Origin of the sequence: Haloferax marinum (genome assembly GCF_009674625.1) — an archaeon.
Classification (GTDB): Archaea; Halobacteriota; Halobacteria; order Halobacteriales; family Haloferacaceae; genus Haloferax; species Haloferax marinum.
The window spans coordinates 498,174-521,041 of sequence record NZ_WKJQ01000001.1 but is presented as its reverse complement, the minus strand read 5'-3'; the positions used below and the strand labels follow the sequence as shown (position 1 = coordinate 521,041).

The following is a 22,868-nucleotide window of genomic DNA, read 5'->3' as shown; positions in this document are numbered from 1 at the left end:
TGTGCGTTATTTGTGCTTGTCGAGGAACTTGTCGTAGGACCGTTCCCACTCGTAGGAGTCGTCGAAGTACCGCTCAGCGAGCGGTTCTTCGGGCATCTCGCCGATGCGCTGTTTCTCCTGCTGGTAGGACGGACGGGACTCGTCGACGTAGTACCGGCCGGTGAGGACGGTACCCTCGTGAAGTGCGTTCTCCGTCTCGAACATCATCTCGGACGCCTCGGCGCGACTCGTCTTGTCGAACTCGTAGTCGTCGGAGTCGTTGATGTCGATGTACGGGACGTACTGACGTGCGTCCTTGTTCCACGTCGGGCACTGCGTCAGGAAGTCGACGTGGGAGAAGCCGTCGTGCTGGATGGCTTCGACGATGATGTCTTTCGCCTGGTTCGGGTTGACCGCGGCCGTCCGCGCGACGTACGACGCACCCGCGTTCAGCGAGAGCGAGAGCGGACGAAGCGGCGTCTTGGCCGAGCCGTGGGGCTGGGTCTTCGACTTGTGACCCATCGGCGACGTCGGGGACGTCTGCCCCTTCGTCAGGCCGAAGATCTCGTTGTTGAACACGATGTAGGTGATGTCGTGGTTCTCACGAGCGGTGTGCATGAAGTGGTTGCCACCGATACCGTAGCCGTCACCGTCACCACCGGCGGCGATGACGGTCAGGCCGGGGTTGGCGAGCTTTGCGGCGCGGGCGATGGGGAGCGAACGACCGTGGATGGTGTGGAAGCCGTAGGCGTCGAAGTAGCTGTTGAGCTTCCCGGAACAGCCGATACCGGTCGTGACCATCATCTCGTCGGGCGAGAGGCCGAGTTCGGCCGCCGCACCCTTCAGAGCCTTGAGCACACCGAAGTCACCACAGCCAGGACACCACGTCGGCTGGGGTTCGAGTCCGGGCGTGAACTCGTTTTGGTCTTTCTCCGTTTCCTCACCGATTGCGCTGAATGCACTCATGATTTATTCACCCACCTTGGGGACGAACTTCGTACGGTTGTCTGGGAGCTCCTCGCCTTCGAGGAGCGCCGTCTCGAAGCCCTCGACGATGTCGGCGGGCTCGAACGGGTTGCCGTTGTACTTGAGGAGGCTCGACATCGTGTCGCCGTAGCCACCGAGTTCCTTCTGGACGAGGCCACGGAACTGCGCCGAGGCCGTCATCTCGACGACGAGCGCTTCGTCGACGCTCTCGAGGAACGATTTGACCTGCTCTTTCGGGAACGGCATCAGTTCGGAGACACCGAGGACCTTCACCGAGTGACCGTTCTCGTTGAGGATGTCGGCCGCCTCTTCGACGGTACCCTGCTGGCTACCGAAGGTGATGAGGCCGAGTTCGGCGTCTTCCGGACCATAGACCGTGTTGAACTCGTTGTCGTCGTCGAGTTCCGCACGGATGGAGTCGACTTTCTGCATGCGGCGGTTCATCTGCGTGACGCGGTTCTCGGGGGACTCCGAGATGTGACCGGTCGGCTCGTGTTCGTTACCGGACGCGAGGTAGCGACCGCCCTTCTGGCCGGGCAGCGAGCGCGGCGAGACACCGTTTTCGGTGTCGTGGCGGAAGCGTTCGAAGGTCCCTGCGTCGCTGTGAGGTGCGTCCACGAGTTCTTCTTCCGTCAGGACGGAACCGAGGTCCGCGTTCGGCTCTTCGTCGAAGACCGATGCCGGGACGTTCGTGAGTTCGCCACCGAGCTTCTGGTCGTAGAGGACGATAGACGGAATCTGGTAGTCGTAGGCGAGCTTGAACGCCTTGCGCGTCTGGTAGTACGCCTCTGCGGCGGTCGCAGGCGCGAAGACGACGCGGTGGGAGTCACCCTGCGAGGTGTACAGGACGTGCTCCATGTCGGACTGTTCGGGCTTCGTCGGCATACCCGTCGATGGGCCGGCGCGCATGGCCTCGACGAGGACGAGTGGCGTCTCGGTGATCTCTGCGAGACCGAGTGGCTCGGACATGAGCGAGAACCCACCACCAGACGAACCGGACATCGCCTTGACACCGGCGTGGGACGCACCCATCGCCAGTGCGGCGGCAGCGATTTCGTCTTCCACCTGCTCGGAGATGCCTCCGAGTTCGGGGAGGTTCTGCGACATGATGACGAACACTTCCGTCCACGGGGTCATCGGGTACCCGGAGATGAAGCGACAGCCTTCGTCGATGGCACCGTACGCGATGGCGTCGGAGCCAGAGATGAGAACCTGGTCTTCGTCGTGTTCTCCTTCAGGAACCGAGATGTCGGGAGCGGCGATGTCGAACTCCTCTTGGACCATCTCGTAGGCGTCGTCGAAGACGGTGAGGTTCGGTTCCAGAATCTTCTCCGGCATCGCGTCCGACATCAGGCTCTTGATGACGTCGGGTTCGATGTCTGCGATGGCACAGGTGACAGCAACACCGGCGGTGTTGCGCATGACCTCGCGGCCGTGTTCACGGGCGATTTCGCGGAGGTTTATGTCGAAGACGTGCCAGTCGTTCTCCTCGACACGCTCGTCGAAGTTCTCGATTTCGTCTGCGTCGAGCAGACCGGAGTCGTAGACGATGACACCGCCTTCGTTGAGTTCGTCGAGGTTCTCGGAGAGTGGCTTGATCTCCTCGTTGCCGTAGTATGCACCCTCACTCGGGTTCCGAGCGAAGGAGTCACCGAGGGCGAGGAGGAAGTTGTATCCGTCACCGCGCGACTTTACTGGGTCAGCACTTACGCGGACTTCCGTGTACGTGTGACCACCGCGGATGCGCGACGGGTAGTGTCGATGCGTGAAAACGTGTAGCCCCGCTCGCATCAGGGCTTTGGCGAAGTTCTGGCTGGTCGAGGCGATACCGTCACCGGAACCCCCTGCGATGCGCCAGATAAGTTCGTGGTCAGTCATAATTTGAGCTCACGGCCCCGCTGGGGCGCTATTTGAAAAATTGAGTGGGTTTGATTAAAGACTTTGCTATGGATTGACAAGGAAAGATAATGAAGGAATTAATATTGTTATATTACCCCACTGCAACCGCGAACAAAGTGGACGAACGGAGAGTCACTCTCGGTTCGTTCCGGAGTGATAACTCTATTTCGAGTACTTTACTCGTTTTGTGGACTCGAGGGGTGGTATTGTGTGTCGTACTCACCGACCGCACCGTCGAGGCGGTCGGCGTTGATGTGCCCCCCGAGCAGCATGAAGTCGAGGATAGTCAAGTAGAGCATCGCTTCGACGACTGGCACACCACGTGGGGGGAGCACTGGGTCGTGTCTGCCGACGACCTGTATCTCCTTTTCCTCGCCCGTCTCCCAGTCGACAGTCCGCTGTTTCTTCGGAATCGACGTCGGTGCGTGGAGCGTCATCTCGCCGTAGATTGGTTGGCCAGTGGTGATGCCACCCTGAATGCCGCCGTGTTTGTTGCCGACTGGTCGCGGGTCACCCTCCTCGTCGAACTCCCAGTTCTCGTTGCGGTCCGACCCGGTCCACTCGCGGGCCTCTCGCCCGAGACCGAACTCGAAGGCGGTCGCCGCCGGGACGGCCATCATCGCCTGTCCGAGTCGTGCCGAAAAGGAATCGAACCGAGGCGCACCGAGACCACGAGGGACGCCCTGTGCCTCGAAGTAGATGGACCCGCCGATGGAATCGCCTTCCTTCTGATACTGTTCGATTGCCTCCTGCATCTTCTCGGCCGTCTCGGGGTGGGCACACCGAACGTCGTTTTCCTCGCTGTGTTCGAGTATCTCGTCGAACGAGACCGGTGGCGCTTCGATGTCGCCAATCTGGTTGACGTGGGCTTTCACCTCGATATCGTACTCACTCTGTTCGAGCACCTGCTTGGCGACGGCCCCGGCCGCGACCCAGTTCACCGTCTCGCGCGCGGACGACCGCCCACCGCCACCCCAGTTGCGCGTCCCGAACTTCGCGGAGTAGGTGAAGTCGCCGTGTGACGGACGGGGCGCGGTCACGTAGGGTTCGTACTTCCCGGAGCGAGCGTCCTTGTTCTGGACGACCATCCCGATGGGCGTTCCCGTCGTGTAGCCGTCTTGGGTCCCGGAGTTGACGACGACGGCGTCGGGTTCGCCGCGACTCGTCGTAATCATCGACTGGCCCGGTTTTCGTCGGTCGAGTTCGTGCTGGATATCTTCGACGGAGAGTTCGACACCGGCGGGGCACCCGGATATCGTGGCACCCATGGCGTCGCCGTGGCTCTCGCCGTAGGTGGTCACCCGAAAGAGGCGACCGAATTCGTTGCCGTTCATTACCGGACCCTCGGGTGTCCGCCCATTTAGTGTTTGTAGATAGGTGCAATCGTGGGCGGTTGTGAAGGAGGACACTCTACCTTTGTCGAAATCGGCCGTGTCTGGTAGTTTGCAGGGCCGTGCTGAATAGCGGGCGCAAGTCTTGCACGCCGCTGTCCTCACGAAGCGAGCGAAGAGAAATGGTCGAGGCAGTCAGCCTGAGCAGTTGCGTGGAATCCACGACGGAGTGGAAATTAACAGATATATCCGACAATCTCGTATTCCTATGTAACATGCAGTTCTGTGACGAGTGTGGTTCGATGATGCACACGGAGGGCGACACGTGGGTGTGTCGCTCCTGTGAGAACGAAGAGCGACGGGACTCGAAAGCGGAAGCGGCGATGACGCTCCAGGATGGACAGCAAGACGACGGGGCACCCGCCGTGGCCGACGCGACTCAGGGCCCCACCGAGACGATGCAAGAGCCCTGTCCCGCAGAGGACTGCGACAGCGACCGGGCACACTACCAGATGATGCCGAAGCCGGGCGGCTCCTACGAGGTTCGGCTGTTCACCTGCGTCGAGTGTGGCCACAAGTGGCGCGACTCCTGACTCCTCCGTAACCCAGACCACTCAGTTCGCAGAGCCACCGAGCAGTTAACTCATTCAATTAATAGGTAGCGCGGCCGCCCCTTCTTCACCGGGCGACCGCTGAGAGCGGGCAGTGGAGCGTCGGGGGGCGCTCACGTGCCACGTATCAGGGCGACGTTACTCGGGACGTCGTGCACGACTCGTTCGGTGACTGTTCCGAAGGGTATTCGTGACCCCTCGGTCCGCCCCGAGAGACCGACGCAGACGGTGTCGTACTCACTGGTCGCTTCGACGACCGCCCGACCGATATCGTCGGCGACGACGACCCGGACCTCGTACTCGTCGGGGTCGAGTCCTGCCGCCTCGGCGGCGTCAGTGACGACCGCTCGCCCCCGTTCTTCGGCGTCCGAGTCACCTTTCCCTCGGGGGGACTGGACGTTCAGCAGGGTCGGGACGGTCCCGTCGACGGTCGCGAATTCGACCGCCTGGTGTGCGACGACCGGCGCATTGTGGCCAGGGGCGATGAGTGCCACCGGCGTCCCGATGGTCTCGTTTCTGAGGTTCACGAGTGAGACGTCACAGCTCGCGTGCCGAACCACCGGGTCGACCGTTGCGCCGAAGACGTGGCCGTCGCGTTCGAGCGACCCATCCCAGCCGAGGATGGCCTCGTCGGCGTCCTCCTCTTCGAGCACGTCGAGTATCGCCTCGCCGACGTCGGGAGCGACGACCGTTCTGGTCCGGAGGGTGACGTCCATCTCGGCCGCGATGTCGTGGGCGCTCTCGAGAAGTTCGCGCTGATGCTCGAAGCGGTCGGCCTCGACGTTCTGCAGCGGCGAGGGGTGTGCGACCGGCGTGACGTTGACCGCGACGAGTTCGGGCGTCCCCCGGTCCTCGTTGGCGTGTGCGCTGGCCGCGGCCAGACGGAGGAGGCCGCGCTGTGTCGCCGGGTTCGCCACCGGAACGACCACGCGGAACGGCTCGGCGGGTTTCCCCCGAATCGCCTCGCTGAGAAGTCCTTCGCTCACGACGCGGCCCCGTGTGTAGGTCGCGTACCAGACGACCCCGAAGGCGACGATGCCCGACCCGATGAACACGACGACAGTCGCCATCTGCGAGACGACGAGGAGCGACAGCACCACTCCCAGTATCGGGACGGCCGGGTAGAGCGGTCGTGGGAGCGCAAACGAGGGGTCGTAGCCGTCCGGGTCGGCCCGCCGGAAGACGATGAGCGAGACGTGGACGAGCGAGTAGGCGACGAGGAAACTGAAGCTTGCTGCCTCTGCAAGCAGCGCGATGATAGTCTCGACTTCGAGGCCGACGAGAATCAACAGTGCCGTCACGCCGCCAGTAGCCGCGATGGCTCGATGGGGGGTGTAGAACCGGGGGTGGCTCACGTTGAACCAGTCGGTCACGACCCCGTCTCTGCCCATGGCGTAGATGACCCGCGAGGCTGCGAGTATCGAGGAGTTCGAGCTCGATATCGCCGCGATGATGGCGGCGAAGACGATTGCGACGACCCCTGCTGGACCGAGGTAGGTGACGGCCACGTCCGAAACCGGAATTGGTGAGTCACCGAGCGACTCGAAGGGAATCACGCCAGTGCTGACGAGCATGACGAGGACGTAGAGGATGGTCACCAGCACCACCGAGAGAATCATCGACAGCGGGATGATTCGACTGGGATTCTTAATCTCGCCGGCGACGGTGGCGATGATTTCGAAGCCGAGGAACGAGATGAAGACGATACCGGTCGTGGCGATGACACCACCAGGACCGAAGGGGGCGAACGGTTCGAGGTTCCCAGGGTCGATGAAGAACACGCCGACCGCGACGAAGACGAGGATGATGGCAGTCTCGACTCCGATGGTGACGTTCTGGAAGGCGCTCGACTCCTCGGTGCCGTAGTAGTTGACCCCGAGGAGGAGGACGAGCCCGACGAGTCCGAGGGCGACGATGAAGACCCGTCCGTCGATGAACGGAATCGGTTCGACGAGATACTGCCCGAAGCCAATCATGTAGAACGCGCTCGCGAACATCAGCCCCGTCCACATCCCCCAGCCGACGACGGCCCCAAAGAGTCCGCCGAGCGCGCGGTTGACGTAGTGATAGCTCCCGCCAGCGATGGGCATCCCGGTCGCTAGCTCGGAAAGCGAGAGTGCCGCGAGCAGCGCGACGAAGCCAGCGATGGCGTAGGAGACCGAACTCGCGGGGCCAGCAGTTTCAGCGGCGATACCTGGGAGGATGAATATTCCCGCACCGATCATCGTCCCCCCGCCGAGCGTCATCGCCTCGACGAATCCGAGCGTCCGCTCGAGTTCGTTCCCCTCGACGCTCATCTGTCTCTCCTCCATCTCGTGGCGTGTGGGTTCACTCGACGTCCCTCACGATGAGCGACGGGACCTCGAGCGCGTCGACGATGGCCGAGAGGACGTCCCCGATGATGCGCTCGCGGAGCGAGGGTTCGGTCTCGCCGAGGACGACGAGGTCGTACGATGCTCCAAGTTCGACGATGTCGGTCTGTGGGTCACCGCCCTTCGAGAGCTGCCAGTCGACCCTGTCGCGTTCGACTCCGTACTCGACGAGGCGGTCGACGGCCCCCATGAGGAGTAATTCTCCCTGGGTCGGGTCGGCGTCCTCTGGGACCGAGTGGAACAGGGTGGCTGTCTCGTCGCCCGCGAGCAGCAGGTCGGCGACGACTGTAAGGATTCGGTCGAGGTTCACGTCCCCGCGAAGCGGGACGAGGACGCGGCCGACGACCGTCGAACGACCAGCCGTCAGCACCGCGTCGCAGTCGTACTCGTCCGCGATGCGGTCGATGGTGGCCTCACGGTCGTGCGTGAAGACGAGCACCTCGGCGGGATTCCCGTGCTCGTCGGCGACTGCGTCCAGCCGGTCGGTAGCCTCGGGACCGTACTGGTCTCTGAGCAGTGCCGGTTCGGCCTGGTCAGGTACCGGAAAGTACCCGAGTAAAACCACCTCGACGGTGCCGAGATGGTCGAGGACGTCGAGGGGTGGCTGGTCCGTCCCCGAGACATCGACCGGGACGAGAATCTTCAGCTCGTCGATACGTGTCATGATGTCACAAACATTCTTTCCCAGCCCGCTTAATCCTTCGCGGGGTTTGCAGGCGTCTTCGAACACCGGAGCCGACCACGTTTCGGTGAGCGGCGGTCCGTACTGTCGGACGGTAGACACCGGTCCTCGTCGAGGGGCTGTCCCCGTGCTCCTGCTCTCTCATCACTGAAACGAACGAACGCAGCTGGGTTGCTGCATCCACCCGCTGTCTGTGTCACGTCACAGCGGTTACGTTATGGGCAGTTCGGCAGAACCGACTATCCGACGTCGTGAATCCGAACCCTTCGAAGGCGACGTTCGCCGCGCGGAGGTTCATAAGTGAAGCCGGCGAAGAGTACCTATGGAATCGACTGCCGACGGCGGACTCCGCGGCCGACTCGAAGCGACGTTCTGGGAGCGCCACGCGAACCCGTGGAGCGCTGGGACGCGCATTCTCGTCTATCCGGTGTTCATGTACGCCATCTACAAGCGCGACGCGAAACTCTTCGCCGCCACGCTGGCGTTCATCGCCGTCAACCCCGTCCTCTTCCCGCGCCCCGAGCGCACGGACAACTATCTCAGCCGAATCGTCCTCGCCGAACGCGAGTGGCTAGACGAGGGAGAGGGGACGATGGGACTCGACTACCCGAACGTCCTGAACGTCCTCAACGTCCCCGTCACGTTCTACGCCTTCGCGTCTGCGATTCGACGCAATCCAGTCGGAACGGCAGTTGGCACGCTCGGTGTGATGGTAATCAAACTCTGGTGGACGGACGCCATCATCAGAAAGACCGGTGTGACCGGCGAGGGTCCCGAGAGACTCACCACCGCCGAATCATCACTCGCGGAGTGAGTCGAGCGTCGCCGTCGCGAAGGGAATCAGCATCTCGTCGGGGTGGAGTCCACCGTGCATGCCGACGAACCGGAGACTCCCCGGTTCTTCGTCGCCGTACCAGACGCCGAGAGATTCGTGGACCACCACGAGGTCACCGAGTCGGCGCTCGAACGTCTCGGAGGGGTTCGCGCCGAACAGGTTGGTGTCGAGCACCTCCTGTTTCCGAACGACTCGTGCCTCCAGTTCCGACGTGAGCGTCTCGTAGACGGCGTCGACGCGGTCGGATTGGAGGTGTAGATGGACGTTTCGTGGACTCCCAGAGAACCGAATCGGCGTCCCGTCGGTGAGCGTTCGCAGGTCCGAAACGACGTCGAACGGCGGTCTCGAGAGGTCGACGTTTCGCTCGGGGTCGGTGTCGACGAGGCCGTGGTCCGCGGTGATGCAGACGAGGGTCTCTCCGTCGTCGTCCACCGTGGCCTCCGCGAGCGTCGCGATAGCCTCCGAGATTCGGTCGAACGTCTCGGCCGCCGTCTCGCGGTAGTCGTCGGAGTCGACGCCCTCGGCGTGCGCGATGGCGTCGGTCTGTGGGAGGTACGCGAAGATGTACGATGGGTCCGACGCTTCCTCGGCGGCCTCGGCGAACGCGTCGGGGAACGTCGAGAGGTCTTCGGGGTCGTACTCGTGTGGCACCGTCGCTTCGTTGGGGAAGGGCGTCACCTGATGCACTTCGATACCCGCGTCGGCCAGTCTGGGATAGATGCTCTCCGCGTCGGCGACGTCTTCGAAGTCGAGTCGCTCCGGTCGCGTTCCGTCTTTCCGGAGGAACGGCAGCGCCTCGAACTGCTCGTCTGCCGTCGGTTCGTAGACGTTCCACCCGACGACGCCGTGTTCGGACGGGAGTGTCGCCGAGTGATAGGTGTTCAACGCACTGGCCGTCTCCGACGGAAACACGGAGGTGAGCGGCGTTACTCGCCCGGCGCGTTCGAACCGACGCAAGAAAGAGATTCGCTCGCGCTCGCCGTCCCACTGCGCGAGACCGAACCCATCGACGAGGAAGACGACGACGCGAGAGATATCGTCGTACTCGTCGGTTGCCGCGGCGGGAAGACGCGGCCCGACGTCGGCACCGAGTAGGTCGGCAACCGTCCCCGGAATCCGGGCGAAACACCAGTCCTCGTAGGCCGGGAGGAGATAGTCACCGTCCAGTTGGCGCTCACGCAGTGCCGAGACGTCGGGTCGCTGCATGGCACAGTCGCCGGACGGCGTCGGGAAAAAGATTGTGTCGTCAGTCGTCTGTGACGTTCTGGGGTTCAGGCTTCGGTCACGTCGACGCCGAGGTCACGCATCGTCTCGAAGAAGTTCGGGAACGACACGTCGACGTGCTCGGCCCCAGAGATGGTCGTCTCGCCGTCCGCGACGAGACCGGCGACGGCGAGCGACATCACGATGCGGTGGTCGCCGCGGCCGTCGACGTCGGCACCGACGAGGTCGGTGTCGCCGCCGTGGATGGTCAGACGGTCCTGTTGTTCGGTGACGTTCCCGCCCATCTTGGCGAGTTCTTCGGCCATCGCGGTCACGCGGTCGGTCTCCTTGTAGCGGACGTGTTCGCAGTTCTCGATGACCGTGTCGCCGTCGGCGATTGCACCGAGTGTCGCAATCGTCGGGAGGAGGTCTGGCGTGTCGCCCACGTCGACGGTGGTTCCCGAGAGGTCGGCCACCGAGACGGTCAGTTCTCCGGCGTCTTCGTCCCACTCGACTTCTGCACCCATGTCACGGACGATATCGACGATGGCTTTGTCACCCTGTGCAGACGGACGCGCACCTTCGACGACGACCGATTCGCCGTCTGCACCGGCGACGGCACCCGCCGCGAGGAGATACGATATCGACGAGAAGTCGCCGGGGACGCTGTACTCACCACCGACGGGGCGGTACGACTGACCACCGGGGACGGAGAATCCGGTGTCTGTCTGCACCGCTTCGACGCCGAAGTCGTCGAGAACTTCCAGGGTGATATCGACGTACGGTGCCGACTTGAGTTCGGTCGTGAGGTCGACGTCGATACCTTCGTCGGTGACCGCGCCAGCCATCAAGAGCGCCGTGATGTACTGCGAGGAGACGTCACCGGGTATCTCGACGGTCCCGCCGGACAGTCCATCACCGACGATGAGTGGTGCCTGGCCGTTCCGACGTGTACTCTCAGCACGTCCATCGAGGTCGAACACGGCGTCGAGAAGTGGTCCCTGTGGACGCGACCGGAGCGACTCGTCACCGGTGAGGATAGTCAGGTTCTCACCGAGCGCGGCACAGCCAGTGACGAGACGCATCGTCGTCCCGGAGTTGGCGCAGTCGACGACGTCGTCGGGCGTCCCCGGACGGCCGTCGAACCCCTCGACGTCGATAGTCTGTCCGTCGCGGACTACCGACCCACCGAACGCCCGAACCGCTCGCATGGTCGCTTCGGTGTCGGCGCTGACGAGGGCGTCGCGAACGACTGCTTCGTCACTGTATCCTGCCGCGAGGATGGCCCTGTGTGTGTAACTCTTCGACGGCGGCGCTCGGGTTCTCCCCCGAACCCGAGACTGCGAGATGTGTACGTCCATATGCGGGCGTCGTCGTGACGTGGTATCAGCGTACCGGACACGGCGACGTTCTCCCACTCGTCGAAGTGCCAAATCGGGCGACGAGAGCGTTCCCGACTCGCTGGAACGACGTGTATTTCTATGCCCTCTCGTGACGAAGGACGAGTATGCTCGTCAAGGAACTCGCCCAGACGGACGTCGTCACAGTCGACGTCGAAGATTCGTTGGTAGACGTCGCCCGGACCATGCGAACAGAACGCGTCGGAAGCGTCGTCGTCGTCGACGCGAAAGGCGTCGTCGCCGGCGTCGTGACAGACCGCGACATCGTGGTCTACGGCGTCGCCGGCGACCGAGACGTCGGTGACCTCGTCGCCAACGACATCTTCTCGACCAACGTGTTCAGCGTCGCTCCCGACGCCGGAATCGCCGAGGTCGTCGACAAGATGCACGAAGAAGGCGTTCGCCGCGTCCCGGTCGTCTCGGACGACGGCCTCGTCGGTATCGTCACACTGGACGACCTGTTGTGCCACCTCTCGGGGCAACTCGAAGAACTGGCCGACGTCGTCCGCGGTGAATTCCCGCGCTGACTCCGTCTTCCGAGTGAAACAGGGGCCTGTCAGCCGACCGAAAACCACCATCCTCGGCCGCGACGCGAGGGCTTTACTACCGGTCGGCCGAATCGCGGAGTATGGAACCCGACTTCTCACCATTGGCCGAACTCCTCGGTGACGACTTCGACGGCTATCTCATCTCCGCCGACGGCAGTGACTCCAACCAGTTGTATCTCTCCGGATTCGACGCGCCGGACCCGTACACGACGCTCTACACACCCGAAGGGACGCACCTCCTCGTCTCCACACTCGAATACGGGCGTGCGAAAAAAGAGAGTCGCGCAGACACCGTCTCGCGTCTCTCCGATTACGACTACCGGGAGAAGTTCGCCGAGTACGGACCACTCGTCGGGAAGGCGAAGGTCGTCGCGGCGTTCTTGGCCGACCACGACGTGACGTCGCTCGCCGTTCCTGCTGACTTCCCGCTCGGTACTGCCGACGCCCTTCGCAACGAGGACATCTCTGTCGAAGCGGAGACGGACGACGTACTGACGACGATTCGCGCCGTCAAGAGCGACGAAGAAGTCGAGTACATCCACGACGCCCAAGACGCCAACGAAGCGTCGATGGCGGCCGCAGAACGACTCATCCGCGCTGCCGACGTGGACGACGACGGAATGCTCGTCTACGAGGGCGAACCCCTGACCAGCGAGCGCGTGAAAGAAGAAATCGAAGTGACGCTGCTTCGTCACGGTTGTGCCTTAGACGAGACGATCGTCGCCGGCGGGGCCGACGCCGCCGACCCGCACAACCGCGGGAGTGGCCCACTCTACGCGAACGAGGCCATCATCGTCGACATCTTCCCGCGCGACAAGGCGACGAAGTACAACGGCGACATGACGCGAACCTTCGTCAAGGGCGAACCGACCGACGAGGTTCGCGAGTGGTTCGACCTGACCGAAGAAGCGTTCCACGCCGCACTCGACGCCGTCGAACCGGGCGCGACGGGCGAAGACGTCCACAACGCCGTCTGCGACGTGTACGAAGCGGCCGGCGAGAACACGCTTCGGGCCGACCAGTCTGCCGAGACAGGATTCATCCACAGCACGGGCCACGGCGTGGGCCTCGACGTGCACGAACTCCCTCGTGTGAGCCTGAACGGCGAAGAACTGAAACCGGGACACGTAATCACCATCGAACCCGGCCTCTACGACCCAGACGTCGGTGGCGTCCGAATCGAAGACATGGTCGTCGTCACCGAAGATGGCTACGAGAACCTCACCGACTATCGGGTCGAACTCGTCGTCGAATAGAAATCTGACCCGGCAGAACCCATCGTCGAATAGAAACCTGAATCGGCAGAACCCGTCGAAATTCGGCGCCTAACTGTCGAGTGCGCTGTCGCCCGTGGAGGGTCCGACACTCGTCGCGTCGGTCCACCCCGAGTTGGCCTCGCGCCACTGTTTCAGGAGATTCTCCAGTGCGTCGGCGGTCTCGGGCGTGGGAACACCCGCGGCCTGTCGGACGACCTGCCCATCTTCGATGAGAAGCGCGTAGATGTTTCCCTCACCGAGGAGGCCGAGGCGTCGTTGAAGTGCCGTCTTGTCTACGCGTGCGACGAGCGCGTTGTCGTGTGGCCGACTCCTGGCCGCACTCGGTGTCAGTCCACCGCCGGCGAGCGGTGGCATCATCCCGCTTCGGCCACCCAACACGAGCAGTTCGTAGTATCCGAAGTGGTCGTACGTCTCTGTCAGCTCTTTTGCGAACCCTCGCCAGGACCCGACGAGTGACTGCTGTCGTCGGTCGAAACTGATGAGCAACAGTGTCTGTTCACCCTCGAGGTCGTCTGGAAGAACGACCTTCCGGCCGTTCGTATCTCGGGACGGGAGGCGAGGGAACTCCATGGGCTAGGCGAACCTCCAGTAGTATTTAACTCTAATTGCCGATTCAGTAAAATATCGCGGGGAGAAGCATGTTTCCGGAGCGTTGGGGGCGCGGAAACCCATTGCGCATTTTCTCGCGTTCAACTACATAAACGTCTGGCCCCGAGTCTCAGACCCGATAACGGGGTGTACTAGCGCTCGTAGTCGGGGTCGAACAGTTGGGCAGACATCGGACCGGGGTCGGTCCCCTCGACGACGGCGTACGACGAGAGGTCCTCGATGCCCGCCTCGGCGAGAATCTCCTCGTCGTAGTAGGTGTTCCCCGTACACTCTGTGGGGTCACGAGAGAACAGTTCGGTGAGTGCGTCACACATAATCTGTGGAGTGCGCCAATCTTCGGGCCTCCCCATGCCGAAGTGGCGGGTCGCCTCCGATTCGATAGCGGCCACCGGCCAGAGTGCGTTCACGGCGATGTCGTCGGTGGCGAGTTCTTGCGCGAGCGACTCGGCGATGAAGGTCATCCCGTACTTCGAGAGGGCGTACGCGACCTTTCCTGGTGCCGGTCGGGCCGGCATCGGAGGAGAGAAGGTGACGACGTGTGCGTGGTCGCTCTCGCGGAGGTGCGGGAGCGCGGCGTGCGTCGTCGCGTACGACCCGCGGGCGTTGACGTCCATGAGCAGGTCGAACCGTTTCGGTGGGGTGTTCTCGAAGTTCGCGATGTGGATTGCACCGGCGTTGTTGACGACGAAGTCGATACCGCCGAAAGTGTCGACGGTCTCGTCGATGGCCGCCTGAATCGTCTCGTCGTCGCGGACGTCGAGTTGACACCAGATGGAGTTGCCACCTCGCTCGCGAATCTCCTCGGTCGTCTCCACGATGGTTCCGGGCAGCGTGTCTTTCTCCTCTACGGTCTTGCCCGTCGAGACGACGTTCGCACCGCGGTCAGCCAAATCGAGTGCGATTTGCTTCCCGATACCCCGACTCGTTCCAGTGATGAAGGCAGTGCGTCCTTCGAAATCGACGTCGTCGATTGCCATAGAATCACATTGTCAAAGGGTCACTTGATGGTTCGTACACTGGGGTTCCGTTCACCGGTGTTTGACCGGGAGCAGGTTCACTCGCTGTGTGACACCGACTCGTCGAGCGGTCCGCCGCACATCACGACGCAGTGGCGGACTCGCCGCCACCGATTCTCTTTTGGGTGCCCCGCTACCACTCCGAACCGATGAAACTGCTCGTCGTCGGCGCTGGTGCGATGGGTCGCTGGTTCGGTCGGACGGTCGACGCCGACCTCGCGTTCGCAGACGCGACCCCCGAGAAAGCGGTCGCTGCGGCCGACGAACTCGGTGGTCGCGCAGTCCCTCTGGACGGTGACGAGCAGTTCGACGTGGTCTGTCTCGCAGTGCCGATGGGTCTCACCGAGACGGCGGTCGAAGCACACGCCCACCGCGCCGCGCGAGGAATGTGCGACGTGACGGGGTCGATGGAAGGGCCCGTGACCGCGATGCGCGACCAACTCCCCGACCGAGAACGACTCAGTCTCCACCCGCTTTTCGCGCCGAAGAACGCGCCGGGGAACGTCGCGGCCTTCGTAGACGAACCAGGGCCACTCGGTGAGGCCATCCTCGACGAACTGTCGAGCGCCGGCAACAACGTCTTCGAGACCACGCCAGAGGAACACGACACGGCGATGGAGACGGTCCAGGCCGCCGCACACGCCGCAATCCTCTCGTTCGGACTCGCGGCCGACGACGTCCGCGACGAGTTCGCCACGCCGATTTCTGCTGCACTCGACGAACTCGTGTCGTCGGTCTCGTCTGGTAATCCTCGGGTCTACGCAGACATCCAGGCCTCGTTCGGAGAGGGAACCGACCGGGTTGCAGACGCCGCTCGTGACCTCGCGGTGGCCGACAGCGAGACCTTCACCGAGCTCTATCGGCGCGTCGCGCAGGCGGACGACGAAACCGACAACCACGAACCTGCCGAGTGACGAGTATGGGTACGCCCGCCGATGAGTCCCGAACAACGTGACCACGCAACTGGTCACCTCGACCCCCGACGAAAGCGCCCACCAGAACCCTCCACAGTATCCCGACGATGATAGATAGAGACGCCGTCCGCGACAACGCGAAGTACCTCAGAAACGTTCGCCCGATAGACCCCGACGAGATTGCAGAGTACATCGAGGGCCAACCACATCCCGCAGTCGTCAAACAGACGCTCCGCGAGGAAGCCTACGACCTCGGACTGTTCGAGCAGGACGACGGAACGTTCGTCCCGGCGAACGAGGACCTGGTGACACCCCCCGGATGGTCGCCGGAGGCGTTCCCCGACGACTACTCGTTCGCCGTCGAAGACCTGCTCATCCGACGCTACGGAGCAAACTGGCACGTCGGTGACGCGGGTGACAGACTCCGCCAGCGCGTCCGCCAGTTGAAAGAAGACTACTACCGTGGCAACCCCGTCGAGTACGACGACGACGCCGCACTCGGCTACGCCCTCTACCACCTCCCAGATTACTACGCGGCGATTGGGTACGTTCTCGACGATTTAGCCGAGGGAAGCACTCTCTCGCGTCGGCTTCGCGTCCTCGACGTTGGCGCGGGAACGGGTGGGCCTGCACTCGGCCTCCACGACTACCTCCCCGACGACTCGCTCGTCGAGTATCACGCGGTCGAACCGAGCGCGTCTGCCGACGTGCTCGAACACGTACTCGGTGAGACGCGGCGGAACTTTCGGACCACGATTCACCGCGAGACTGCGGAGGCGTTCGACCCCGACGGCGAGTACGACGTCGTCCTCTTCGCGAGCGTCCTGAGCGAACTCGACGACCCCGTCGCAGTCGTCGAGAAATATCTCGACGTTCTCGCAGACGACGGGAGCATCGTCGCCGTCGCACCCGCGGACCGAAACACGAGTATCGGTCTCCGTGAGGTCGAACGCGAGGTCACCCCTGTCGATGGCGACGTGACCATCTACTCACCCACACTCCGCCTCTGGGACGGCTATGCGCCGGCCGACCGTGGGTGGTCGTTCGACGTCAGACCGGACCTCGACGTGCCGGGATTCCAGCGCCGACTCGACGAAGGACGGGACTCCGACGAAGACGAAGGGACGTTCGTCAACGTCGACGTCCAGTACTCCTACAGCATCCTCCGAACCGACGGCAAGCGTCGGGTCGATATTCGCGCGAACGCGGCCCGGTTCGCCAAGATGGCCGAGATGGAGCGACACGTCACGAACCGCATCGACCTGATGGCGGTGAAACTGAGTCACGACCTCTCCGAAGGAAAGAATCAGGTGTTCAAAATCGGCGACGGGAGCGAAGCAGTCGACCACTACGCCGTCCGGACGAAATCGACGGTGTTGAACGCCGACCTCTCGGACGCGGCGTACGGGGACGTCTTGGTCTTCGAGAACGTCCTCGCCCTCTGGAACGACGACGAAGAAGCGTACAACCTCGTCGTCGACGACCAGACCATCGTCGATATGGTCGCGTAATCTTCCGACTCCCCGGCGACACCGAACCGACGGGTGGATTTTTGCGCATTCCCTCCGCAGTCGCTACCATGAGCGAACGTTCTATCCTCCTCACGAACGACGACGGCATCGAGAGCGTCGGATTCCGCGCACTCTACGACGCCCTCTCGGTGTTCGCAGACGTGACGGCCGTCGCGCCCGCCACAGACCAGAGCGCCGTCGGTCGAAAGATGTCGACCGACGCCGTGGTCACCGAACACGAACTCGGGTACGCACTGAACGGGACGCCCGCAGACTGTACGGTCGCCGGCCTCGAAGCCCTCTGTCCCGACGTGGATATGGTCGTCTCGGGCATCAACAAAGGGGCGAACATCGGTGCGTACGTCCTCGGTCGGTCTGGCACCGTCAGCGCCGCCGTCGAGGCCGCCTTCTTCGACGTCCCCGCTATCGCGCTCTCGATGTACGTCCCGCCCGGTGGCGACGTTCCGTGGCACCAGAAAGCCACCGACCCGCGAGACTACCGCGAGGCGACACACGCCGCGTCCTATCTCGTCGAACACGCCGAAGCTGCCGGTGTCTTCGAGCAGTGTGACTATCTGAACGTCAACGCGCCGATGCCCACCGAAGACGGCGAACCCGCCGACATGGAAGTGACGTACCCCTCGGAACTGTACGACATGACCGCGACCTACGACGACGGGAGCGTCCGACTGCACGACAGAGTCTGGGAACGAATGGCGACCGGCGACATCCCCGACCCCGAGGGGACGGACCGACGCGCCGTGGTCGAAGGAAAGGTGTCGGTCTCACCGCTCACCGCGCCACACACGACACACCACCACGAAGCGCTCGACGCGCTGGCCGAGACGTATCTCTGAACCGGGTCAGGCGGTCACACCGCTCGACTATCGGCCAGGATTTTATATACGATAGCGACACCACCTGCGAGTAGCGCGAGCACACCAGCGAGAACCGAGAGAAGGCCGAAGACGAACGCGATACCCCCCGCGGTGAGTCCCACCCCCGCGACAGTGAGGAGCACCCATCCACTGAAGACGACGCCGTAGAGGGCAAGCATACTATCTTCGGTGGCATAGCGGAGCGCCTCGCGAGCAGAAAGGTCACTCATGCGAGTCGTGACACACCACCGTCACATTCGTGTTTCGGTTCCCTGACCGTCTACCGGGGCGGGTTCGCACCAGTCCGTGGACACGTGGCCGCCAATCGGAGATTGCAATGCTATCATACGTCGTACTAACGCTATCTCCTCAGAGTTCGTAGGACAACATGGGGTGAGACAAGTGGTAGCAATTGGCACGGGAACGAACGTCGAGATACTCGAGAGTGCGTACGAAGCGTACAACCGAGGAGATATCGACGCCGTACTGTCGGTGTTTTCCGAAGACATCGAGTGGATTGAACCGGACGGTGCTCCGAGTCCAGGGTCGCACATCGGCCCGGACGCAGTCTTGAACGACATCTTCATGGAGACGATGGCGACGTTCGAGGACCTCTCAGTTGAGCCCGAACGGTTCATCGACGGCGGGGATACCGTCGTCGGTGTCGGGCGGTTCCGCGGGAAAGACAGAGAATCGGGCAACCGATTCGACGTCTCGTTCGCACACATCTGTGACATGAAAGACGGCAAGATAACGAAGTGCGTCAACAGCACAGATACGGCGGCGATGCTCCGCGTGTTCGAAGCGTAGGTCACGAGCATATTGGCGCGGCCACGAACCGTGGTTGCGTTCGTTTTTTCGGCCGGGACAGTGTGTGGGAAGGATGTCTCTTGGCGGTTCACGAAGCCAATACTGATGTCGACTTGTTCAGACAACTATCACATGACAGAAGCAGACGCCATCGAGGCAGTCGACGAACCGGGGACCGTCGCCTCGCTCGCATCGGATTTCCGTTCGCTCGGTATCGACGCGGGCGACACCCTCCTCGTCCACTCGTCTCTCAGTTCGCTCGGCTGGGTCGCGGGCGGTCCGCAAGCAGTCGTCGACGCCCTTCAGGAGGTCCTCACCCCGGAGGGAACGCTCGTCATGCCGACCCACAGCGGACAGTTCACCGACCCCGAAGGGTGGGAGAATCCACCGGTTCCCGACGACTGGATTCAACCGATTCGTGACGAGATGCCGCCGTTCCGACCAGAGGTGACGCCCACACGTGGGATGGGAGCGATAGCTGAATGCTTCCGAACCTATCCTGACGTCCTCCGGAGCGAACACCCGTCACTCTCGTTCGCCGCGTGGGGCGCAGGGGCCGACGAAGTCGTCGGGGGACACGAACTGGACTACGGACTCGGAGAGAACTCCCCACTCGCCCGTGTCTACGACAGAGACGGTGATGTGTTACTCCTCGGCGTCGGCCACGACAGAAACACCTCACTTCACCTCGCGGAGTATCGCGCCGACGTCGAGAAAGAACACACCCACTCGGCCGCACCGCTGCTCCGAGACGGCGAGCGAGTCGTGGTCGAGTACGAAGATATCGAAATCGACTCCGACGACTTCGACGCACTCGGTGCCGATTTCGAATCCGAGGTCGGACTCACCGAAGGGACAGTCGGTGCAGCGACTGCCACGTACGGCAGCCAACCCGAACTGGTCGAGTTTGCGGTCGAGTGGTTCGAATCACATCGCTGAGTGGCCGTGTCCTGTCGAAACACGGTGGTGACTCTGGGCCCACAGCTTCGAAAGACGAGTAGAAGTCGTACACTGGCCGCTCGGGTGAACTGGTGTCTGAAAAAATGACGGGTCGGAGTTAGCTCAGCAGTGTCGCGTCGAGCGTGATTTCGGGGCCGGCCAGCGCTTTCGAAACTGGGCAGGTTTCCTTCGCTTGCTGAGCGATTTCTTCGAAGGTCTCCTCGTCGATGTCGGGGATGTCGGCTTCCAGCGTCAGGTCGATTTTCGGAATCTCGAAGCCACCACCATCCGCAGGGCGGAGGTGAACGTCCGCTTCGGTGTGGAGTTGGGTCGCTGTGTAGCCCTCACCTTCGAGGAGCGCTGTCAGTTGCATGCAGAAACACCCAGAGTGCGCCGCGCCGATGAGTTCTTCAGGATTCGTTCCGGGTTCTTCTTCGAACCGAGTCGGGAACGACAGCGTCCCTTCGACTAACCCGCTCTCGGTCGTGAAGTCGCCACTCCCGTCTTTTCCACCTTGCCACGTCGTTTCAGCTTGTCTAATGGGCATTCCACACGTAGTATCGGGTTCCACCAGTAAGGAAATATCGGCGGTTGATACGTGGGCACGAGTCGGTCGTCTCGATGCCGGTAGCTGGGTCAGAACGCGCAAAAAACAGCCGTAGTATGGCGAATCGTTTCGGGATTAGAACGTCTCCTCCCACGGCTCGAACACTTCCGGTAGTTCGTCGTTACCGGGGGCTTCCGCCGCTTTTTCGGGAACGATGGGGCAGAGCACTACGACACCTGGTTTGGTGATGGTGACGAGCCCAGCGTCTTGTGCTCCGAGAATATCCTCGACGTCGTCGAAGAGTGCCTCTGGGTAGTGGCTCGAGGCGTACTCGGAAGCGAGTATATCGCTGACCGTCACTCCCGGTGCCGTCTGGACTAGGTTGACGTTCCAGTGGGGTGAGTAGCCGCGTTCACCGGGGACGAACTCGACGACTTGTGCCTGGAACTTCCGGTCTCCTCCGATGAGGTAGATGTCGTTTTCGCCGCGTTCTGTAACGCCTTCTTCGATACCGTGGTTGATGTAGTAGATTTCTTCTCCTTCGTACCAACCGTTCGCTGTCTGGACCGCTGCTGCGCTTCCAGTTGCAGTGACTCCGAGCGCGAGCGCACCTGCAACGAGTCCCGTCGTCCGCAAGAACCTGCGGCGAGTCGGGCTGTTGTGTTGTTTTTCGGTGGTCATTTTCAGTTACCTACCCAATCAACGAGTCGGACAGCGTCCGTTCTGTCACCCGTTGACTGGACTGAAAAGAGGCCAAGAAAGACAATAGGTATTTGCCAACTTCTTGGTCAGTTCTGCATAGAGTCCGTTTTAATTGTCACCCGAAACTGTACCAATTTCACCAGTCTCGACCGAAATCCAGACGTTCTGCATCGCCTGTAGAAATTCCGGGCGATTCGACAGAACGAGTCAGAACGACTCCGTGAGGACCCCGAAAGCGAGCGTAAACCACACCGATACCGAGAGGGAACCGAGAGTGAGAGCGTGAGAGACCGCAGAAACCGCTCCGGTCGTCGGGAAGTATTATCGTACAGATGAACGTATCAATCATCATGGCTTCTCGAAGTCGGTCGACCACTTGGCGAGCAGTCGCTGTGTTTTTACTACTGACGTTCGGGTGGTCGTGGGTATTCTGGGTACCACGAGCGCTCGTCTCCGAGGGATACATCGAGAGTTTTCCACTCCTCCCAGAACTCGGTGCATTCGGACCGACGATTGCTGCGTTCGTTCTCGTCGTCTACGCTGACGGTCTTCAGGGTGCCAAACGACTCGCTGGCCGAGCACTCCAACTCGACTATCCGAAGCGGTGGGTGGGCGTCGCGCTTCTGTTCGCACCCGTCGTCGTGTTCGCGTCGCTCGCCGTCGCGGTCGCCACCGACACCACCCCGTCGTTTCCGTGGGCCGGAAACCTGCTCGTGCTTCCCATCGCGTTCGTGTTCATCTTGCTTCTCGGCGGCCCGATTCAGGAGGAGTTTGGCTGGCGAGGCTACCTCCTCGACGCGCTGCAAGAACGCTTCGGCGCAGTCGTAAGCGGCGTCATCATCGGACTCACCTGGGCCATCTGGCACGTTCCGCTGTTCTACATCCCCAGCGAGACGATTTACTACCAAAACCCGTTCCTCGGATTCGCCGTCTCGATTACGCTCTTTTCGGTCCTGTTGACGTGGGTGTACAACAACACGAACCGAAGCCTTCTCCCTGCACTGCTGTTTCACGCGTCGTTCAACTGGTCGCAGGCGATGTTCCCCATCCTCGACTCCGACCCCGCGAGTCTCACGTTCGTGGCGCTTCTCGCAGTGAGTACGATTGCCGTCGCCGTCTACTGGGGACGAGAGCGGTTGGTACGGGGTGGCGACGATATATCGCCGAGTTAGGTTCGACACCGTCTCCTGCCTCACCGTTTCCCGTCGCACCTCCTGCCGCACCGTCTCCTGTCGTTGTCACTCGATTGCTTGGACGAACGTGACCTGTTTTTCTTCGAAGTCAGTGTCTTCGTAGAACCGGCGTGCGTCGTGGTTTTCCCACTCACAGGAGACTTTGAGGTGGTCACACCCGTCCTCGCGGGCGAGTTCTTTCACCGCCGCGACGACTGCTCCACCGTAGCCTTGGTTCCGATAGTCCTCCACGATGAACAGGTTCACGATCGACTTGTAGCGCTCGTACTCTCTCGACGGATGTTCGCCGTCTCGGAGCGTGACGAACCCGATGGACTCGTCCGCTTCTTCGACGAGGTAGTCAGCGATGTCGTCGCTGTCGAAGTGGGTCTCGAAGCCCGCTTTGGGAACGTCGTCGACGCCGTCGTACACGAGTTCGTTGAACTCCGAATACCGTTCCGTCTCGGACGCGAGGTCGTACCAGTACTCGACGAGGACACCGATGTCGTCTTCGGTTGCTTCGGTGAGCATCATGTGGTGAACGTCGTCTGTCACCAGTCGCATCTATGACTTCTATCTTTGCTCGGTAACGAGAGTTACAGTTTGAACTGTTTCCACGACTGACGAACGGTTCCCAAGAACCACA

The 22,868-nt window shown here is 62.2% G+C and carries 23 protein-coding genes; 10 read left to right on the top strand and 13 right to left on the bottom strand.

The genetic code is table 11. From position 1 onward, the window contains the following. Nucleotides 1-6: 6 nt before the first annotated feature. The 3 genes from GJR99_RS02635 to aroC form a co-directional block, all read right to left on the bottom strand. Complete coding sequence (locus GJR99_RS02635; RefSeq protein ID WP_151109124.1) at nucleotides 7-945, bottom strand: thiamine pyrophosphate-dependent enzyme; 939 nt, start codon at nucleotides 943-945, stop codon at nucleotides 7-9. A gap of 3 nt (nucleotides 946-948) precedes the next feature. Continuing rightward, a complete protein-coding gene (locus GJR99_RS02630; RefSeq protein WP_151109123.1) occupies nucleotides 949-2,844 on the bottom strand; it encodes a 2-oxoacid:acceptor oxidoreductase subunit alpha in 1,896 nt (631 codons plus the stop codon). Between the two features lie 197 nt (nucleotides 2,845-3,041). After that, nucleotides 3,042-4,199 carry a chorismate synthase gene (aroC, locus tag GJR99_RS02625; protein WP_151109122.1) on the bottom strand — a complete coding sequence of 386 codons (1,158 nt, stop codon included), beginning with the start codon at nucleotides 4,197-4,199 and terminating at the stop codon, nucleotides 3,042-3,044. A 272-nt stretch (nucleotides 4,200-4,471) separates the two neighbouring features. Between aroC and GJR99_RS02620 the strand changes: the two genes are divergently transcribed. Further along, nucleotides 4,472-4,789 carry an RPA12/RPB9/RPC11 RNA polymerase family protein gene (locus GJR99_RS02620; protein ID WP_151109121.1) on the top strand — a complete coding sequence of 106 codons (318 nt, stop codon included), beginning with the start codon at nucleotides 4,472-4,474 and terminating at the stop codon, nucleotides 4,787-4,789. 131 nt (nucleotides 4,790-4,920) lie between these two features. Here GJR99_RS02620 and GJR99_RS02615 read toward each other — a convergent pair whose 3' ends face one another. Beyond that, nucleotides 4,921-7,104 carry an amino acid permease gene (locus tag GJR99_RS02615; RefSeq protein WP_151109120.1) on the bottom strand — a complete coding sequence of 728 codons (2,184 nt, stop codon included), beginning with the start codon at nucleotides 7,102-7,104 and terminating at the stop codon, nucleotides 4,921-4,923. 31 nt (nucleotides 7,105-7,135) lie between these two features. Continuing rightward, nucleotides 7,136-7,843 (bottom strand): universal stress protein, encoded by a 708-nt coding sequence (locus GJR99_RS02610; RefSeq protein WP_151109119.1) that lies wholly within the window; start codon nucleotides 7,841-7,843, stop codon nucleotides 7,136-7,138. Nucleotides 7,844-8,183: 340 nt separating this feature from the next. On the opposite strand from GJR99_RS02610, the gene GJR99_RS02605 reads away from it, so the two are divergent. Then, nucleotides 8,184-8,675, top strand: coding sequence for a DUF6653 family protein (locus GJR99_RS02605; RefSeq protein ID WP_151109118.1), 492 nt, complete (start codon nucleotides 8,184-8,186; stop codon nucleotides 8,673-8,675). Here GJR99_RS02605 and GJR99_RS02600 read toward each other — a convergent pair. Both GJR99_RS02600 and aroA read right to left on the bottom strand, forming a co-directional pair. Further along, complete coding sequence (locus GJR99_RS02600) at nucleotides 8,661-9,902, bottom strand: alkaline phosphatase family protein (RefSeq protein WP_151109117.1); 1,242 nt, start codon at nucleotides 9,900-9,902, stop codon at nucleotides 8,661-8,663. The genes GJR99_RS02605 and GJR99_RS02600 overlap by 15 nt on opposite strands. Nucleotides 9,903-9,967: 65 nt before the next feature. Beyond that, a complete protein-coding gene (aroA, locus tag GJR99_RS02595) occupies nucleotides 9,968-11,260 on the bottom strand; it encodes a 3-phosphoshikimate 1-carboxyvinyltransferase (protein WP_151109116.1) in 1,293 nt (430 codons plus the stop codon). A 146-nt stretch (nucleotides 11,261-11,406) separates the two neighbouring features. Between aroA and GJR99_RS02590 the strand changes: the two genes are divergently transcribed. Next, nucleotides 11,407-11,826, top strand: coding sequence for a CBS domain-containing protein (locus tag GJR99_RS02590; RefSeq protein ID WP_151109115.1), 420 nt, complete (start codon nucleotides 11,407-11,409; stop codon nucleotides 11,824-11,826). Nucleotides 11,827-11,927: 101 nt separating this feature from the next. Continuing rightward, on the top strand, nucleotides 11,928-13,103 hold the full coding sequence (locus tag GJR99_RS02585; RefSeq protein ID WP_151109114.1) for a M24 family metallopeptidase: 1,176 nt from the start codon (nucleotides 11,928-11,930) through the stop codon (nucleotides 13,101-13,103). A gap of 69 nt (nucleotides 13,104-13,172) precedes the next feature. On the opposite strand, the gene GJR99_RS02580 is transcribed toward GJR99_RS02585, so the two are convergent. Together GJR99_RS02580 and GJR99_RS02575 are read right to left on the bottom strand one after the other, a co-directional pair. Beyond that, on the bottom strand, nucleotides 13,173-13,694 hold the full coding sequence (locus tag GJR99_RS02580; protein ID WP_151109113.1) for a hypothetical protein: 522 nt from the start codon (nucleotides 13,692-13,694) through the stop codon (nucleotides 13,173-13,175). 170 nt (nucleotides 13,695-13,864) lie between these two features. Continuing rightward, nucleotides 13,865-14,710, bottom strand: a complete 846-nt coding sequence (locus GJR99_RS02575) for an SDR family oxidoreductase (RefSeq protein ID WP_151109112.1) — start codon at nucleotides 14,708-14,710, stop codon at nucleotides 13,865-13,867. 188 nt (nucleotides 14,711-14,898) lie between these two features. On the opposite strand from GJR99_RS02575, the gene GJR99_RS02570 reads away from it, so the two are divergent. From GJR99_RS02570 to surE, 3 genes are all read left to right on the top strand, one after another. Beyond that, on the top strand, nucleotides 14,899-15,663 hold the full coding sequence (locus GJR99_RS02570) for a prephenate dehydrogenase/arogenate dehydrogenase family protein (RefSeq protein WP_151109111.1): 765 nt from the start codon (nucleotides 14,899-14,901) through the stop codon (nucleotides 15,661-15,663). Between the two features lie 107 nt (nucleotides 15,664-15,770). After that, nucleotides 15,771-17,174, top strand: a complete 1,404-nt coding sequence (locus tag GJR99_RS02565; protein WP_151109110.1) for a small ribosomal subunit Rsm22 family protein — start codon at nucleotides 15,771-15,773, stop codon at nucleotides 17,172-17,174. Between the two features lie 68 nt (nucleotides 17,175-17,242). After that, on the top strand, nucleotides 17,243-18,031 hold the full coding sequence (gene surE, locus GJR99_RS02560; protein WP_151109109.1) for a 5'/3'-nucleotidase SurE: 789 nt from the start codon (nucleotides 17,243-17,245) through the stop codon (nucleotides 18,029-18,031). A gap of 14 nt (nucleotides 18,032-18,045) precedes the next feature. On the opposite strand, the gene GJR99_RS02555 is transcribed toward surE, so the two are convergent. Beyond that, nucleotides 18,046-18,282: a hypothetical protein gene (locus GJR99_RS02555; protein WP_151109108.1), complete on the bottom strand. Its 237-nt coding sequence runs from the start codon at nucleotides 18,280-18,282 to the stop codon at nucleotides 18,046-18,048. A gap of 172 nt (nucleotides 18,283-18,454) precedes the next feature. Here GJR99_RS02555 and GJR99_RS02550 point away from each other — a divergent pair, with 172 nt between their 5' ends. Continuing rightward, on the top strand, nucleotides 18,455-18,862 hold the full coding sequence (locus GJR99_RS02550; RefSeq protein WP_154325924.1) for a nuclear transport factor 2 family protein: 408 nt from the start codon (nucleotides 18,455-18,457) through the stop codon (nucleotides 18,860-18,862). Nucleotides 18,863-18,994: 132 nt separating this feature from the next. Next, a complete protein-coding gene (locus GJR99_RS02545) occupies nucleotides 18,995-19,801 on the top strand; it encodes an aminoglycoside N(3)-acetyltransferase (protein WP_151109106.1) in 807 nt (268 codons plus the stop codon). A gap of 118 nt (nucleotides 19,802-19,919) precedes the next feature. Here the strand turns inward: GJR99_RS02545 and GJR99_RS02540 are convergent, their stop codons facing one another. Continuing rightward, the gene (locus GJR99_RS02540) at nucleotides 19,920-20,348 is read right to left on the bottom strand and encodes an OsmC family protein (RefSeq protein WP_151109105.1); all 429 of its coding nucleotides are present in this window, start codon (nucleotides 20,346-20,348) and stop codon (nucleotides 19,920-19,922) included. A 135-nt stretch (nucleotides 20,349-20,483) separates the two neighbouring features. Further along, nucleotides 20,484-21,029 (bottom strand): hypothetical protein, encoded by a 546-nt coding sequence (locus GJR99_RS02535; RefSeq protein ID WP_151109104.1) that lies wholly within the window; start codon nucleotides 21,027-21,029, stop codon nucleotides 20,484-20,486. A 371-nt stretch (nucleotides 21,030-21,400) separates the two neighbouring features. Between GJR99_RS02535 and GJR99_RS02530 the strand changes: the two genes are divergently transcribed. Continuing rightward, nucleotides 21,401-22,222, top strand: coding sequence for a CPBP family intramembrane glutamic endopeptidase (locus tag GJR99_RS02530; RefSeq protein WP_151109103.1), 822 nt, complete (start codon nucleotides 21,401-21,403; stop codon nucleotides 22,220-22,222). 66 nt (nucleotides 22,223-22,288) lie between these two features. Here GJR99_RS02530 and GJR99_RS02525 read toward each other — a convergent pair whose 3' ends face one another. Next, on the bottom strand, nucleotides 22,289-22,786 hold the full coding sequence (locus GJR99_RS02525; protein ID WP_323849363.1) for a GNAT family N-acetyltransferase: 498 nt from the start codon (nucleotides 22,784-22,786) through the stop codon (nucleotides 22,289-22,291). Between the last annotated feature and the right edge of the window lie 82 nt (nucleotides 22,787-22,868).

What these genes read in the sequence shown, in the direction of transcription:
- GJR99_RS02530 (WP_151109103.1), top strand. Translation starts at nt 21,401, where the DNA reads ATGGCTTCTCGAAGTCGGTCGACCACTTGGCGAGCAGTCGCTGTGTTT.
- GJR99_RS02580 (WP_151109113.1), bottom strand. Translation starts at nt 13,694, where the DNA reads ATGGAGTTCCCTCGCCTCCCGTCCCGAGATACGAACGGCCGGAAGGTC.
- GJR99_RS02590 (WP_151109115.1), top strand. Translation starts at nt 11,407, where the DNA reads ATGCTCGTCAAGGAACTCGCCCAGACGGACGTCGTCACAGTCGACGTC.
- GJR99_RS02635 (WP_151109124.1), bottom strand. Translation starts at nt 945, where the DNA reads ATGAGTGCATTCAGCGCAATCGGTGAGGAAACGGAGAAAGACCAAAAC.
- GJR99_RS02565 (WP_151109110.1), top strand. Translation starts at nt 15,771, where the DNA reads ATGATAGATAGAGACGCCGTCCGCGACAACGCGAAGTACCTCAGAAAC.
- GJR99_RS02630 (WP_151109123.1), bottom strand. Translation starts at nt 2,844, where the DNA reads ATGACTGACCACGAACTTATCTGGCGCATCGCAGGGGGTTCCGGTGAC.
- GJR99_RS02585 (WP_151109114.1), top strand. Translation starts at nt 11,928, where the DNA reads ATGGAACCCGACTTCTCACCATTGGCCGAACTCCTCGGTGACGACTTC.
- GJR99_RS02540 (WP_151109105.1), bottom strand. Translation starts at nt 20,348, where the DNA reads ATGCCCATTAGACAAGCTGAAACGACGTGGCAAGGTGGAAAAGACGGG.
- GJR99_RS02525 (WP_323849363.1), bottom strand. Translation starts at nt 22,786, where the DNA reads ATGCGACTGGTGACAGACGACGTTCACCACATGATGCTCACCGAAGCA.
- GJR99_RS02610 (WP_151109119.1), bottom strand. Translation starts at nt 7,843, where the DNA reads ATGACACGTATCGACGAGCTGAAGATTCTCGTCCCGGTCGATGTCTCG.
- surE (WP_151109109.1), top strand. Translation starts at nt 17,243, where the DNA reads ATGAGCGAACGTTCTATCCTCCTCACGAACGACGACGGCATCGAGAGC.
- GJR99_RS02615 (WP_151109120.1), bottom strand. Translation starts at nt 7,104, where the DNA reads ATGAGCGTCGAGGGGAACGAACTCGAGCGGACGCTCGGATTCGTCGAG.
- GJR99_RS02605 (WP_151109118.1), top strand. Translation starts at nt 8,184, where the DNA reads ATGGAATCGACTGCCGACGGCGGACTCCGCGGCCGACTCGAAGCGACG.
- GJR99_RS02600 (WP_151109117.1), bottom strand. Translation starts at nt 9,902, where the DNA reads ATGCAGCGACCCGACGTCTCGGCACTGCGTGAGCGCCAACTGGACGGT.
- aroC (WP_151109122.1), bottom strand. Translation starts at nt 4,199, where the DNA reads ATGAACGGCAACGAATTCGGTCGCCTCTTTCGGGTGACCACCTACGGC.
- GJR99_RS02535 (WP_151109104.1), bottom strand. Translation starts at nt 21,029, where the DNA reads ATGACCACCGAAAAACAACACAACAGCCCGACTCGCCGCAGGTTCTTG.
- GJR99_RS02545 (WP_151109106.1), top strand. Translation starts at nt 18,995, where the DNA reads ATGACAGAAGCAGACGCCATCGAGGCAGTCGACGAACCGGGGACCGTC.
- GJR99_RS02575 (WP_151109112.1), bottom strand. Translation starts at nt 14,710, where the DNA reads ATGGCAATCGACGACGTCGATTTCGAAGGACGCACTGCCTTCATCACT.
- GJR99_RS02570 (WP_151109111.1), top strand. Translation starts at nt 14,899, where the DNA reads ATGAAACTGCTCGTCGTCGGCGCTGGTGCGATGGGTCGCTGGTTCGGT.
- GJR99_RS02555 (WP_151109108.1), bottom strand. Translation starts at nt 18,282, where the DNA reads ATGAGTGACCTTTCTGCTCGCGAGGCGCTCCGCTATGCCACCGAAGAT.
- aroA (WP_151109116.1), bottom strand. Translation starts at nt 11,260, where the DNA reads ATGGACGTACACATCTCGCAGTCTCGGGTTCGGGGGAGAACCCGAGCG.
- GJR99_RS02620 (WP_151109121.1), top strand. Translation starts at nt 4,472, where the DNA reads ATGCAGTTCTGTGACGAGTGTGGTTCGATGATGCACACGGAGGGCGAC.